This window comes from Rothia dentocariosa ATCC 17931, from assembly GCF_000164695.2.
GTDB classification, from domain to species: Bacteria; Actinomycetota; Actinomycetes; order Actinomycetales; family Micrococcaceae; genus Rothia; species Rothia dentocariosa.
Genome location: NC_014643.1, coordinates 1,070,019 through 1,084,947, shown reverse-complemented (window position 1 = coordinate 1,084,947; position 14,929 = coordinate 1,070,019). Strand labels below are relative to the sequence as shown.

At 54.8% G+C, this 14,929-nt stretch carries 6 protein-coding genes; 5 read left to right on the top strand and 1 reads right to left on the bottom strand.

The window, feature by feature from the left end; all coding sequences use genetic code 11:
- Nucleotides 1-132: 132 nt before the first annotated feature.
- From HMPREF0733_RS04805 to HMPREF0733_RS04785, 5 genes are all read left to right on the top strand, one after another.
- Nucleotides 133-387 (top strand): hypothetical protein, encoded by a 255-nt coding sequence (locus HMPREF0733_RS04805; protein ID WP_013398244.1) that lies wholly within the window; start codon nucleotides 133-135, stop codon nucleotides 385-387.
- A 287-nt stretch (nucleotides 388-674) separates the two neighbouring features.
- Nucleotides 675-1,142: a hypothetical protein gene (locus HMPREF0733_RS11140; protein ID WP_013398243.1), complete on the top strand. Its 468-nt coding sequence runs from the start codon at nucleotides 675-677 to the stop codon at nucleotides 1,140-1,142.
- Between the two features lie 564 nt (nucleotides 1,143-1,706).
- The gene (locus tag HMPREF0733_RS04795; RefSeq protein WP_004006372.1) at nucleotides 1,707-1,991 is read left to right on the top strand and encodes a hypothetical protein; all 285 of its coding nucleotides are present in this window, start codon (nucleotides 1,707-1,709) and stop codon (nucleotides 1,989-1,991) included.
- Between the two features lie 211 nt (nucleotides 1,992-2,202).
- Nucleotides 2,203-9,666 (top strand): DUF6531 domain-containing protein, encoded by a 7,464-nt coding sequence (locus tag HMPREF0733_RS04790; RefSeq protein WP_244864851.1) that lies wholly within the window; start codon nucleotides 2,203-2,205, stop codon nucleotides 9,664-9,666.
- A gap of 134 nt (nucleotides 9,667-9,800) precedes the next feature.
- A complete protein-coding gene (locus HMPREF0733_RS04785) occupies nucleotides 9,801-10,472 on the top strand; it encodes a hypothetical protein (RefSeq protein ID WP_041321656.1) in 672 nt (223 codons plus the stop codon).
- A 79-nt stretch (nucleotides 10,473-10,551) separates the two neighbouring features.
- Here the strand turns inward: HMPREF0733_RS04785 and HMPREF0733_RS04780 are convergent, their stop codons facing one another.
- Nucleotides 10,552-14,883 (bottom strand): FtsK/SpoIIIE domain-containing protein, encoded by a 4,332-nt coding sequence (locus tag HMPREF0733_RS04780; protein WP_013398240.1) that lies wholly within the window; start codon nucleotides 14,881-14,883, stop codon nucleotides 10,552-10,554.
- Nucleotides 14,884-14,929: the final 46 nt, after the last annotated feature.

Sequence of the window (14,929 nt, the reverse complement as noted above, 5' to 3'; positions counted from 1 at the left end):
ATTCAGTACCTATAGAAACCTACGTTTACCCAAGTGAGAGTACTGTTCTTCTGAAAACCTGATAGTTACACACAGAAACTATACTGATACGTGTAACTATTGCGCACCTTCTACCCCTAAAAGGTATCTCTGATGGACCTTGAGACCAGGATCTATAAATACAGCCTCATGATCGGAGGGGCACTACTCACGGTATTATTTCTCCTTTGCACCATAGTCTATATCTTTATAAGTCAAGAGCTAGGCTGGGGGGCGTTGATGTTTGTGAGTATGCTGATCAGCATCGGGGTGTTCTATATTGGTTGGGATACGGGCCGGAACCGCCCAAAAGAGCAGGAACCTGAAGACCAAGAAATCACTGACGTAGAGCATCATCAGGAATCATAACCAGCATCTAATATTGGCTAGAGATATGGTCATGTAATTCTGCGTGAGTGTATCCTCTGCTACTTTCTGCCAGCGACAAAAAGTGTAGTGTAATGAAGGGTATTGGGTTATGGGTCCTGCGTTCTACGGCCTGCTCGGTGGGTTCCTGGTGAACATCATGCCCGGGACCAAACGTAAAAAGGACTAGAAACCCTAAATGTGGAACAGCATCGCCCACCGATTGCCTATATCATCAGCTACGGGATACTCTTCATCGCCTTTATAGCTTTCCCTATATATATTACGACATGAAATATGGTCGTTTTTATGTAGAGGCTCATATTCTTAGTCTTATTGGTTTTGGTATACCTGGTTTTATTTTTGTGGCTCATTGTCATAACTATTACCACTGCTTCACGGAAACCGGGATCCGCTGGCGTAACTGGCGACGCAAAGTCCGGTACTTTGACTACCACAGCATCTACAAAGTCACCTATGAGCAAACCAGTAAGAACGGGTGGGTGAAGATCAGAAGTACCCAACTGCCTCAACGTATCAAGTTGGGGTTTGATACGAATCAGTTTGATGCGACGATTCTTTATGCTCAACTGCAGTACCGCCTGGAGACTGGGGTTTGGGTGCAGGTGTGGGAGGATGAACGATTCCAGCAAATCCTCTCTGGTAGGCCGGGGGTACGGTTTTTACAGGATCATGCTTGGGTCAAACCCCTCGAATTCCCCCGTGAGTCCGACCAGACTTTCGAGGGTAAAAGTTAACTTAAGTATGGCGAGTCCTGCCTTACCGGGGTTGTTGGCTAGTCTTGCTACTAAGAAGGCACTTCGCTCAAGCGCACCATGATTCAACATCGCAGGAGTCCGTCTGTGCCCCTATGCCAGGTGCCACAACGTACAACGCTGGTACAGCCTCTATCACCGTAATGTCGTAGCAGACCATGACGATTTGGTGCATCCGACAATAATAGTAAACCTATATAAAAATATATTATATATTTATAATAATTAGATATATATAATTTATTATAAAATAATATTTGAAAATTTTACACTTGTATATTACCAAGAACGCCGTAATATTACGACACGCGGGAAAAATTATGCATATAAAGGTTTTGAAATACCCAAAAATTATGAACACTGATTCTTATCTTGTAATTCATGATAATAACTATGTTCAACTATATATTTGAACATAGCTTTATTTAAATAACATTTTAATAACAAGGCTTTAATATCCTTGACCCTCACTAAAAAGCAAACATAAACTACACCATGTAGTTCTGTTACCGAAGACAGAACCCAACCACGTGAAAGGAAACGCCCATGAGCGATCGCGTCCTTAGTTCCCAAGCCGCCAAAGATGCCATCCAGAAAATTCAGAGCATCATCACCGGTGGACTCACCGAGCAGATCAACGCTCTCAATAACGAAGGCCAGCAGCTTTCTGATCCCAATAACTGGGATGGTCCTCTAGCGTCTACCTTCCGTAATGAGACTTGGCCTCACACTCACCAGTCCCTGCAGAAAGCATCTCAGGATCTTACTGAGCTGAACAAGCAGCTGCAGAAGATCGCTACCGACATCTTCCAAGCAGGCGGCGGCGCATAAGACACAGAAAACAACCAAGTTTTCACACACCCACATACACAAAGCTTCCCCTGGTACAGACGTTACACCCGTCTCATAGCCGGGGGAAGCTTTATATCCCATGAAACTTTGCAGAAAATCTGCATAAGTACATTCTTTATTTCTTTTCTACTGTTAAACTCACTCACTCTTCACCGATACAAAAATATTCTTTCGAGACGAGGTTTTTGCCATGCCTATTCCCTCACCGATACCCAGTTCAAGCTCACCGAGTTATTGGATATCGCCCGATGACCCGCATACCCCTTCCTCTGGCACTACCTCGCAGTCATCACCAATCGTGGGAGACCACCACAAAGTCAGTGATACATTCCAAAACCAACATTCTCATGCCTCGGGCACGATTTCCGGTGATGCCGCCGGAGGGTCTGCAAGCGGAAACGTGCAGCAAGATACCTTCGCGCCTTCAGACCAGCACAGCCCAGATCTGGCGCAACAAGAACCCTGGGCAAACCAGCCCCAGCATACTTTTCCGAACCCGCAGCAGGGCTCCGATGCATCAACAACAGCGAGCAGCCCTATAACCAGCGAAGGTTCTGGTGGAACGACATCACAGTCTTCACCTATCGTAGGTTCTCACCCTGACTCTGCCGCGCCACCAACCGCAAGCAACGCCGTTTATGGGGGCAGCGGTACCCCTATCGAGGAAACATCGGGCAACGCCTCGCCGCAGAGTTCCGCTAGTGCGCCCGTCTCCACAGGAAGCACAAGCTCTGCTGGAGGCGACTCTGGGGGATTTCAGGGAAGCGGGTCTTCAAGTTCCTTTGACGATTCTTCGTCCACTCAAGGGTATTCTGGAGATTTCCAAGGGAGCGGGTCCTCAAGCTCCTTTGATGGACCTTCCTCTTCAACAGAGGGATACCCCCAATCTAGCGGAGACGCTTCCGGTTCAGCCCCGCTTTCCGGTTTCAATGGGGCTGGAGCCACCATAGGTGCCGCCACTGCGGCAGGCGCTGCTGGAGGACAGGCCCCTACTCCGCTGTACAAAACCCCAGGACATGCCCAAGACAGTAATAACGGGTGGAATAACTGGCCTACTTATATTCCAGAGGACACTATTGCAGGTCAGCCATACCAATGTGCTCAACCTGGTTCCTACAGCAACGATAGTGGTGACGCTCCTACTGTGGGGGTATCCGGCGCGAACAACGCCACTTCATCCGTTGATTTTTCAAAAGAAGCTAAAGCTCAAGACAATGTTAAGTTTAGTAATGCCGCCGCAGACACTTTAAGGCAAGCTCTTAGGACTGCGGGCAATAATCTCACGAAATCCTACGGACAGGCAGGTGGGGGTGGCTCTTCCGGCGGACGAGATCAACAATTCACCGAAAGCTGTGCAGATTTTACTGGGAAATATTCAGAAGAATTTAAAGATAGGCATGAGCAACTTAAAGCAAACGCTACCAACGTTGCTGCAATGCTCTTATACGCGGCAGACCTTGTTGACTATTTCAAGGAATGTGTGGCCCGCGAAAATCGGAACCGTCAACGCGCTCGTGATTGGGACGACCGTTGGTTTTGGGAAAGGTGGGGCAACTCCATAGAAAGCATTTGGAATGACGATGTAGGCCCTGGCTATGAAGGTGCCCCCGCCAAACCTGTTGCGCCTTCAAGCATCGCTGCCCCCGCAGCTCCAGCGCCAAGCTCTGGGGTAGGAACTTCTTCAGCTATACCAGAAAATTTGGACGTATATGTTATTCGCTGCAACGATGACACCAATACACACGATAGGGAATACAGGGCCATCAATGACGCCTTTGCGGCTTTTAATGCAGCACGTGACACATCCTTCGGAACTTTAGATATATCCCCAGCTATGATGGGTCTGCAAACTCTCAATGAGCAGAGTGGTCTCGTCACAGATTGGCTCCATAAAGTTGCTCAAGCGTTCCGTGACGCTGGTGCAAGTTCTGGACACCCAGTGGCTCTTGCCGACAGCACTTTGGACGCTCAGGTAGGCCCACAAGTTTCTATTAATCATATTGATGTCACACTTTCCCAGGTTTCTGGTGAAATACCGACCTCTGGGTTTGCGAATGATCCGGTGAACGTGGCGACAGGTAACTTTATCGAACCGGAAACTGATCTGGTCTTCACCGGGACGGTGAGTGAGTCTACGTTGTCGTTGACGCGTATGTATAACAGTCTGGCGGTCACCCATGCGGATGAGGTTCCTTCGGGCGTGTTCGGGCTTGGCTGGTTCTCGACCTTGGATACCCACCTGAGCTTTGGGGACGAGCAGGCCTCGTGGTTTATGCCTGACGGGCGTGAAGTACTCTTTGATCGGGAAGGCGAAGGGTTCGCCCGCGCCGCCCGGGAGCCGTGGTGGCTGACGAAGGTTCCCGCCACGGATGAACTGTTTACCCGGGTGCGCGATGCGCAGGTGCACGCCTACGAGCAGGCTACAGTCACGGGTGGTTCTGCTGTGGTTCCTGAGGTCCCGTTTGTGTGGATGGTGCACAATAACCAGCACGAAGCGTATTTCTATGCGCCCTCTGGTGCGCCGGTGGCGCGCCGACAGGGGCACCTGAGCAGCCTGACAGTGTTTATTCTGGCTGAGGATGGTGCCGTGACGGATCTGGTGCATCCGGTGGCGCATCGCGGTGTTCATGTGAACTATGAGCCCGCTGAGGAAACCGGTGGCGTGCGCCCAGCGGCGGCATTCACATACAACACCATTGGTGAACGTGCCGGGGAACCGGTGCAGAACGTTGTCTATTCCTATACCGAAGCTGCTGAATCCAGTGCCTCGGTGCAGGTATCTGGCTTGCTCACCGGAGTAACAACCGGTATCGGAACGCGTACGTATACGCATACTGAGCGGGGTTTGATTCACCGGGTGATTAGCGTGCGCGGCGATCTTGAGGTCACGAACACCTATGATGATTCCGGTCGTGTGATAGGGCAGATTAGCGAATACGGGCGAGATATTTCCTACCAGTACACCCCAAATGTCACAACCATTATTGCCGATGCTGATACCGGCAATAATTCAAACCTGTGGGTCTCTGATGCCAAAGGGCGTTTGCTGAGCGTTACGGCGACTGACGGTACGCGCATGTCGATGAGCTATGATCGGTTCAGCAACCGGATCAGCATTACCGAGCGTGACGGGTCACGAACTGTGCGTGTCTCAGATGAGCGTGGTCATATTAAGCGTGAGCGTACCCCCGAGGGTGCCGATTACACCTACAGGTGGGATGAGCAAGATCGTTTGCTCTCAGTGAGTGTGCGTGATGCCCGAGATGTGAAAAACCTCAGCGAGCCTATGCCGGTGCACTCGTATCGGTACGAGGAAGGTACCCTAGTGGTGAATCCGAGCCCGGTAGCTGTTCTTGATGGTGCCGGAGAAGCTACCACGTGGGAGTATTCCCCCGAAGGCGATATCCTGAAAATTAGCGACCCAACAGGTGTGTACATTACCCTGGAGTATGATGAGCACCACGATATTGTTGCATTAGGTGATGTTGCTGGCAATACTACCCGATTTACCCGAGATATCGCTGGTCAGATAACCTCTGTCACAAACCCGCTAGGGGCCACTACCACGCTTGAGTACAACGAAGCAGGTGTAATTTCTGCCGTGATAAATCCGCTGGGTGCCAAGTGGTCATTTGTTTACCCCGAGTCCCCTGTTGGTGATGGCACCCCCTACATGGCTCGCGAACAGTTACAAGGTCGTACCCGTAATTCTGCAGTTGGCACATTGCCCAGCGCAGTCATTAACCCTGATGGGGCAACTGTTGAGTTCACTCATACAGCAGGTGGGGATATCGCGACCGTCACAGATGCGGCCGGAGGTATAACCCGGCGTGAGTACGATACTTTCGGGAACCTGGTGAAGATGATCACCGCCGGAAACCGGGTGTGGGAGTATTCTTGGGATGGTTTGTCCCAGTTGATTAGCCTGACTGATCCTACTGGAGCCATCACGCGGTTCGAGTACGATCATGCTGGAGAAATCACACAAATCACGGATGCGACGGGGGTTATTTCCCACCGGTCGATTGACCGGCATGAGGGTATTGAGTCTGTTGCTGGTACCGGTGAGGGTCTTTTCTCGTCGGCGTTCTGCAAGGTGGATGTTCTTGGGCGGGTGACCGAAATCGGCCAGCAGGATGGTGCCTCCACCACATCTGCGTCCTCCTCAAACGGTACCTCTGAGGCGCCTATGGGCGCCGGTGCTGCCGGTGCGGGGGTTGCCGGGACGGGTATCCCGCATGGAGTATCCTCCTCTGCTGAGGCTATCGCAGCCGCTGAGACTGCCGGTGCCCCCTCACAGCCAACAGGTCGGCAGATGTTTACGTATGATGCTGCTGGGAATATCGTTGAAGCCCTGGACGCTAATGGTGGGCTCACACGGTATGTACGTGATGCCGCTGGACGTGTCACCCGCATTATTAGTGCTGCGGGCCGGTTTACCGATTACACCTACGACACCTGCGGAAGGCTGTCCTCTGAGCGTGTGGGGCTTAATGAGCCTGTGCGGGTGACCGATCCCGTCACCGGGGCGTCCTCGTGGGAAGAACCGACCCGGTGGGCTGTAACGACGCTGGTGTATGATGCTGCCTCGCAGGTGATCGAGCGACACACCCCTGACGGGCTTGTGGAAAAGATGACTTATGATGCCGCCGGGCGGTTGATAAAGGTTCAAGCAGGTCGCCGCGTTGCCACCTATACGTGGGATGCGTGCAACCAGCTGGTGCGGGTGCAGGATTCCACTTTTGGTACCCGCCGCTACGCCTATAATGAGCTCGGTCACCTGGTGCGGGTTACCGACGGCTTGGGAAATAGGACATTCTTCGCCTACGACGCGGACGGGCTGCTGACCTCAGTGACGGATCCGACTGGGGCCATCACCGAGTACGAGTACGATGCCGCCGGACGCATCCTTGAGGTTGCGAAAAAGCCTCACCCGGACAGCGCCGTTACGACTCCGGCTATTCGCACCACCTATACGTGGGATGCCGCCGGGCGCCTGCTGTCCGAAGATGACGGGGTTCGTACCCGCTCCTTCGAGTACGATGCCCGCACGGGTGATCTGACCCGCACGCTCATCGACGGCTCCCTAGCTGCTGAGTACGGCACGGGTAAACCCGCGCTACCGGGATCAGCAATTACGTGGATGAAGGATCACACCGGGGATACCCCGGTGACGTACCGGCGTGTCTTTGATGCCACCGGGAACCTGATCGAGTACACCCGCCAGGTCGATCGGATCGAGAATACCAGCGATCCCGGTACGGCTGAGGCCCTGGAGACGTTCACCAGTACAGGTTCGTATACGCTCACCTATGCGTATGATGCCGATGGGTTCCGCACGATGATGCTTACCCCCTACGGGTCTTCCCAGTGGGTGCTTGATGGTGCCGGACGCCCGATCCGCTCAATCAACACCGCCTCGATTGCTGACCCTGGTGTGCGTGAGCGCGAGTCGGTCATTGGGGAGTTCTCCTACGATGTGATGGGGCACCTGGTACGTGCTCAGGTCGGCGAAACGATCTCGACCTGGGATTTCGATCAGGACGGGTTGGTGTCCTCCTATGAACACACCAGCGAGCAGGGCGATGAGAACACTGCTGAGGGTGTGCAGGTGATCCGGGACCACACCGGCCGGATTATCGGGCTTGATTCCACTGCGACCGGGCTGGTGATGTACTCCTATGACGAGGCCGGACAGCTGACCGGTGCTCGCGCTGACGGGTATGAACTCACATGGGTGTATGAGGATGGACTCATGGTTGCCGAACGCCTCTACCACCATGACACCACCGAGGACGAGACCACTCAGGGCAGGGTTCTGCTTGGTGAGCGTCAGTTCATCTATAACGGGCTCAACCAGCTGCTGCACTGCACCACGATTGAACGACCTTACACAGTGGGTGAGGGTGTTTCTGCCGCGTGGGTGAGTACCGAAGTGTCCTACACCTATAACGCAGCCGGACAACGCACCGGGCAGAAGAGCGTCACCTCGGATGGTGTTATCCAAGAACGCACCTATACCTGGGGTATCACCGGTGCTCTGACTACCGTCAGCGATACAACTACCGACGTTCATGGTGCCGAGGTTCCAGGGCTGTGCTCACGTCTTCGGATACACGCCGACGCTACCGGGGTTGCCACCGCGATCACTGGTAACGATCGGGTGACGGTGCCGCTGCTGTGGGATCCGACCTCTTCTGCCCCGCATCTGCTGGGGGCCGGAAGCATCCCGGCTGCAGGGGCTGACGGCGGGTTCTCCCAAGCGGCAGTACCGGGCGGGTTTGACCCCTGGAGTGTCCCCGGGGTACCCAACACCGGGAATATGGTCGGTTTTGGTGCCCTGAGCGCCCCCGGTGCTGCTGCGTTGCAGGCCCCGGGTCTGCCCAGTGCGCTCGGCGCTCCTGGCATTTCGGGTGCATCCGCGCTGCTTACCAGCGTGGGACTGCCAGAAGGTGTGTCCTTCACCGGCTCCGGCACACTCGCGGTGGGCGGGCTTGCGCTGATGGGCGCACGAGTGTTTGACCCATCGTCGAAGAAGTTCCTCTCCCAAGACCCGTTGCCGCCCATCGTAGGTGCAGGCTGGTTCGCGGACTCGTACTCATTCCTAGGACATGACCCTGTAGGCATGATCGACCCTTGGGGAACAGCTCCATTAAGCCATGAGGATTTCAAAAAATACGTTGATACACAGAATACACAGACTTTGTACCATATTGCTGGTGCAACCATTATGGCGGTAAGTCTTGTTTGCGGTCCCGCTGCCCCGTATGTTGCTATCGCAGGGGCAGGTGTTTACGGCGTAGGTGATGGCACCAAGATGAACGCTGACGGGACGTATGATAAAGGCTCAATGATTAAGGGAGGCGTTACGCAGGCAGCAATCCAAGCAACCACTTTTGGACTTGGGAAAGCAGTCACCGCTACGGGCGTAGGTACCATGATTGGTAATGGAACGAGTAAGGCAGCTACCTATGTCGGTTCTAAACTTCCAGCAGTTTCAGGTGTTACCACTAAGCTTGCCTCTGAAACCGGTAAAAAGTATGCCACTGAAGCCTTTGCGAGTGGTGTGACAAACAGTGCCGCAAATACTCTTGGCTATATTAAAGATGCTGACCACCCTACTGTGGCGGGGGCTACTGTAAACGCGGTAACGGGCTTTGGTTCTGGGGTGCTTACCCACGGAATTGAGCAAAAAGTCAACTCTGCCCTGCCGGAGATGAAAACTCCTACAACCTTACCCGGTAAGGTGAAATACTCCCTGAGGCAGGAAGCTGTATCTCGTGGATCAAGCCTGCCTGGAGCAAGTTTACTAGAGCAGCCGGTTCAGGATAAGACGGTCGCCCACGACCAGAACGGCAAGGATTACAGTTACTTGAATAGCGTCGGGACTGGGGCCTATAACAAGGTCGTGGGTACTGGTATCGACAACATAGCAACCGGAACAGGACTCAAACACCTTGAAAATGATCACGGACGTTATGGAGTGCATTATGGTGCAGAGCCAAATGAGGGTTTCAAAGATCCCGAAACCTCAAAGACTCCACGGCATCAGAAAGGAGTAGAGGGTCCTAGGCATCGTAAAGAAGGCCCGGCTAAAGGACCAGCCACTTCTCACCGGGCACCTGGCGGCTACAATACGGATCTTAACAAATAAATCAGATGGTTTGTTGTTAGTCCACGAATGACGTTTTCGGTCTGTATATACCCTGTATTGTGGGTGTGTACAGACCGAAAACTTAAGGTGGTTGTGATGCTTCGTGACCGCCCCGTACTTATAAGATAAGAATAATGTCTGCATTCCTGATATATTTCATCTGCTCCTTCCTCTTTATCATCTTCTACATCACCCGGGACGAGATACGCCGCGCCCGCGATAAACGCAGCGGAGCCCTCGTCAAAAGACTCCCCCGCTCAGAGCCCTGGGTCTGGAGCATCTATATCCCAGTGTTCACCGGAATGAGTATATACATGCTCACCCATCTTGCAGAATTCCAAACAATACTTGTGGTTTTTTCTGTTGGGGCCGTCCTTTTCGGTTTGATTGGTATGTACTACTACGAAACCAAATACCTCAGGTTCAACCCCGATAACACCATCACCTACCGAGGACTCACCGGGAAACTCCGCACCACCCCCATCACCGCCATCAACGAATACCAATACACCCCAGAATCTAACCGTCCCGACAACGACGGCACCGACCCCGACAGCATCTGGCTCTGGAACGACAAAGGCTACACCATCGCCGCCTACTCCCCACGCGGCATGAAAGAATACACCATCCCCGCACACCTATACTTCCGCTGCACCCAAGACCGCTGGGCAGACCCCAACAACCCCCACGACATGCAAGAAATCACCTGGGCTATCGAACACTACCCCCGCGTCATCGACTTCCTCACCGCAAACCCCCGCATCACCGGCATGGCCACCGGAAACATAGAACCAAAACTCAACTAGGTGCATGCTGACCGATACAGAAAAGATCCCTCACGATAACACATATCGTGAGGGATCTTTTCTGAGAAAACGCTCTGCGCTACGATGCCATCTTTGACTGAATCTCAAGGTCGTCGGGGCATACCGTCTGTGCCAGCGCAAGGGCACCTCCCACCGCCACATAGCCGCGGCCCGTGGTAAGCGCCACCGGGGAACGCCGCGGCAGGTTCAGCGAGAACATATCGCCGTCGTAGTCAATATGCGGCTGCAGAAGCACACCGGTACGCGACTTACGCACCGCCTTCGTCCAGTGCGAATACATGGTGCGCAAATCACCAGGCTTACCCGCTGCAATAATGCGTATATACGGAGATTCCGCCTTGATAATATTGGCGATGCCCTCTTCAGCATCTTCAATGCGCTCCGCATCGTCAATCAACAAGAGTACCGGCTCCTCGATAATTTCCAGTTCGGCAGCAAGCGAAGCAATATCCTGGGCGGTGGTTGCCTTCCGATCAAAATCACGATGCGCCAGCGGCGAGCGCCTGGTACACATAACCCACACTTGGGCGTTCGTTTCGCCGCGGTCGCGCTGTTTTATGACGGAGTCAGCAATAGCCTGAAGTAGGGTCGATTTGCCGGAACGTGGTGATCCGCCGATGAGTGCGTGTTCACCTTCGTAGAGTTCCAGTGCAACAGGCTTGAGGTTGTGCTCGGCAATACCCACCGGAATAATCCAGTTTTCGCCGCCGATGGAGGGTTCAACGCCCAGCTGTGATAGGCGCACAAGAGAGGGCAGCTGGCCGATAACATCGGGTTTATCGACCGTGCCCCAACGCTGGACGACTTGCTGAACGGCATCTTCGAGGCTCATCTGTGGGTGTGCAACCTGGATCTGCCTGATGCTTACGCTGTCGACGCATCGTCCGGGGACTGATGCGGGAATATCCGGTCCCTTGATTTTGTAGTTGGAGTAGTCGTACGTATCGGAGAGATGGAAGAGCCAGCGCTGCTGGGTTACATCATCAACGGCGGAGGGAATGCCTTTAAGGCGGCTTGTTGCCATGATAATGTGCATGCCCAGCGCCGGGCCGTCTGCGTAAACGCGGTGGAACGCACCCAGGTAGTCGGTTCCGGTGTAGTCCATGAATTCGTCGCGCAGGGTGCCGTAGCCGTCTACGAGGATGATGAGGTCGCGGTTGCCGCGTGGGTTGGATCGGCGGCGTTCCATCTCGTTCATGAGGTGCCGCAGGAACCTTGTTTGCCTTTCTTTAGAGCCTTCGCCGGGGCCTACATAGGCGCTCACATGCGGCAGGTCTTTCAGGGGTGCTAAGGTTCCTGCACCCATGTCAAGGATGAGCATGTCGAGCTGATCCGGGGGTGTGTTGAGGCACAGGGTGAACGCCATGGAGGCTAGCCCGGTGCTGGTGCCGCTGCCGGGGGTTCCGACCAGGAGCATATTACTTACCTGGATATTCCATCCGGCGGGTACCTGAACCTGATCTTCGGGAATATCGGCGAGACCGAAGAAGACGGTACTGCCCTGAACGGTTCCCACGATCGGAGTATCACTATCTGCGGGTGCGGGTTCGTCAATTCCGTAGAGGGGTTTATCGAATCCGTTCAGCGGCAGGTTATCGCCGAGCGCTTCGGGCCAGACTTTGCGCGGCGGGGCATAGTGCTGCTCGTGGTTGGCTTCGACGATAGCGTCGATCAGGTTGTCAAGGTCGTTCGCATCGGTCTTCTTCGGTTTCGGCAGGGCACGCGGTGCAGAGGGAATGCCGAAAACGCTTGTCGAACGCATTTCGATGGGGTCTCGTTCGACAACGCCGCTGTACCCGGTTACCAGCGCGGTCTGAATGGGGGTGATGTCGGTTTGTCCCAATTTGATGTAGGCTCGGCCCATCTGCGAGCGCTCAATAGATGCGGCATCCGGCACTTCAATCACGTTGGAGGAGTCTTCTTTGGACTGCACGCGCAGCGCAACACGCAGGTTGGTGTTCGCCAGGATATCGTTGTTCACCACGCCAGCGGGCCGCTGGGTTGCCAGGATCATGTGCACGCCAAGGGTACGGCCCACGGCACCGATGCTCACGAGTGAGGTGAGCACATCGGGGAAATCCTTGGCGAGCATGGCGAACTCGTCGATAACGAGGAGCAGGCGCGGCATGGGTTCTGGCGGGTTGGTGGCGTGGTATTCGATGATGTTGTCGACGCCTTCACCCACGGAGGCGAAGAGCCGCTGTCGCCTCTCCATTTCAGCTTCGAGACTGATCAGCGCACGGTTTGCGAGCTGTTCGTCGAGGTTACTGATGGTGCCGATGGTGTGCGGCAGCCGTTCACAGGCTTTGAACGCCGCGCCGCCCTTGAAGTCGATCAGAATGAAGTTGAGGCGTGTGGGGTCGTTATGGGCCGCCAGACCAGCGACGAGGGATCGCAGGAATTCACTCTTGCCCGAGCCCGTGGTACCGCCGACGAGACCGTGCGGACCGTCTTTGACGAGGTCGAGGGTGTACACGCCTTGGTCACCAACGCCGATTTCGGTGCTGTATCCGGTGGATTTCTGCCAGGTGTTAATAATCTTTTGGGCGGTAGGCGGCGTGCCGATGCCGGTGAGCTCGGGCAAACGCACCAGCCCGGGCAGACCCGCACCGGGGATGATGAGCTCGGGGTCGTCGAATTCTGCGAGCATCCGCGCCAGTTTTGTGACGTAGTCAAGGTCAATGCCGCCGATAATAACGTCGTTGACGGTACGGCGTTTCTCGGGTTCATAGAAGGTTGCGGCGGCGTCTTCGTCCACTGTAACAACTACGGTACAGGAAGCGGGAAGCTGCTCTTCGGACGAGGCAATCACAATGCCGAACACTTTATGCACTACTTTATCGCGGCTGGACTGAAGGTGCGGGTTTTCACCCCGACCGTACCCTAAGAGTTTACGGGCTGGGGCATCACGGCCTTCAGTGAGTACCTCAGAGTCGATCACCAGCATCAGACCGGGGGTTAGCAGCCCATCGATGCTCTGCTGCAGGTTTTTGAGCATAGCGTTGGAGTGCTCGTAATCCTGCGAAATCCATCGGCCACCCGTGGAAGATCCGCTCTGTCGGGTATGCGGCAGCCACGAGGTCCACGACCATTCGTCTTCTTTTCCGCGGTCGAAAAAGACGCCTAGGGTGAGGTCAGCGGGTCCGCAGTGAGTCACGGACTGCATGACGAGGCTGCGCGCTAGGGCGAGGGCGCCTTCCCTATCACCCACGATGCCGATAACACCGGCGTCGGTCAGGTCGGCGACCATGGGGGCTCCCATGAGCTTGGATGAGTCGAGAAGAGTTTTAATTTCTTTCTCGGGTTCCTGGCTTGAGGTCAAATCGTTCTTGGGAATCCAGGCGTAGTTGCCGTACCCCACATGCAGCGTCATAAAGTCAGAGGCTTTAAAGCGACGCTGCCATACTTCCACGCTGGGAAGCTCGATGCGCCGCGCCACGCTGGCGGGGTCGGGTGCGAGTTCCTGCAGACGCAGACGCTCATAGTCGTAGATGTCGTCGAACTTGGTTTTAACCTTGTCGAGTTCTTTCTCGAACCGGTTTTCTTCTTCTCGCTTCTCACGTTTGAAGCGCATTTTCTGCTCGAGCCACATACCAATGGCCGCTACCGGGCTGAGCAGCGCGAAAAGCGCGTAGCGGATTTCGCGCATCATGGCGACCATGGCACCGGCGAAAATCAGTGGCGCAAGTACCGTGGCGATACTGAATTTTGAGGGTTTAGTAACGTTCTTCCGCTTCGGTATTTTGACGGTATCCGATTCGGGCATGAGCGCCGCGCGCGGCGGACGGTTGAAGGGTGCCGTGCGGCTGGGGGTCAGGTTGGGAAGCGATCCTGCGCGCGGTGCCAGGGTTTCGGTGAGCTGCGGGCGCACAAGCAATGCCACTCCCCCGGCGTAGATAACGGCTTCGTCGTCTACTTCTACCCCATCTTCGCCCAGTTTTGCGCCGTTCACATAGGTTCCGTTGGTGGATCCCGAGTCTTTGACGAGTACCCCGTCATCGGTCTGAGTGACGGTGAAGTGTTCCCAGGATGCACTCTCGGTTTCCAGCACAACATCGGCTTGGGGGGAACGCCCCGCCACGAGGGCGCGACCACTTGGCAGGGGCAGGATGCGCCCCGCATGCAGCCCGCCCGCGACGGTGATAGACCATCCGTGAATGGGTTCGGCAACCGGCGTGGGGGCGTATCCGATGGTGCTGCCTTCGAGCAGCACGACGGTATCCATCGTGGTGTCACCGGTGACCGGCTGGGAGTCTACATAGAGCGGGTCGTCAGCGGCTATCTCTGGGCCGCCCGCCGTGTAGACGATCTGCCGCAGCGTGGTGTTCTCCTGCCACGAATCGAGTTCGATACTTTTCTGAAAAGATTCGAGGGATATTTGGATTCGCATACTGTTCCTTTGACGATCTCACAGCCCTGTACAAGACGGCATCTTA

Bases quoted from the DNA above. Each gene is read 5' to 3' on its own strand.
- HMPREF0733_RS04805 (WP_013398244.1), top strand. From the start codon at position 133: ATGGACCTTGAGACCAGGATCTATAAATACAGCCTCATGATCGGAGGG.
- HMPREF0733_RS11140 (WP_013398243.1), top strand. From the start codon at position 675: ATGAAATATGGTCGTTTTTATGTAGAGGCTCATATTCTTAGTCTTATT.
- HMPREF0733_RS04795 (WP_004006372.1), top strand. From the start codon at position 1,707: ATGAGCGATCGCGTCCTTAGTTCCCAAGCCGCCAAAGATGCCATCCAG.
- HMPREF0733_RS04790 (WP_244864851.1), top strand. From the start codon at position 2,203: ATGCCTATTCCCTCACCGATACCCAGTTCAAGCTCACCGAGTTATTGG.
- HMPREF0733_RS04785 (WP_041321656.1), top strand. From the start codon at position 9,801: ATGTCTGCATTCCTGATATATTTCATCTGCTCCTTCCTCTTTATCATC.
- HMPREF0733_RS04780 (WP_013398240.1), bottom strand. From the start codon at position 14,883: ATGCGAATCCAAATATCCCTCGAATCTTTTCAGAAAAGTATCGAACTC.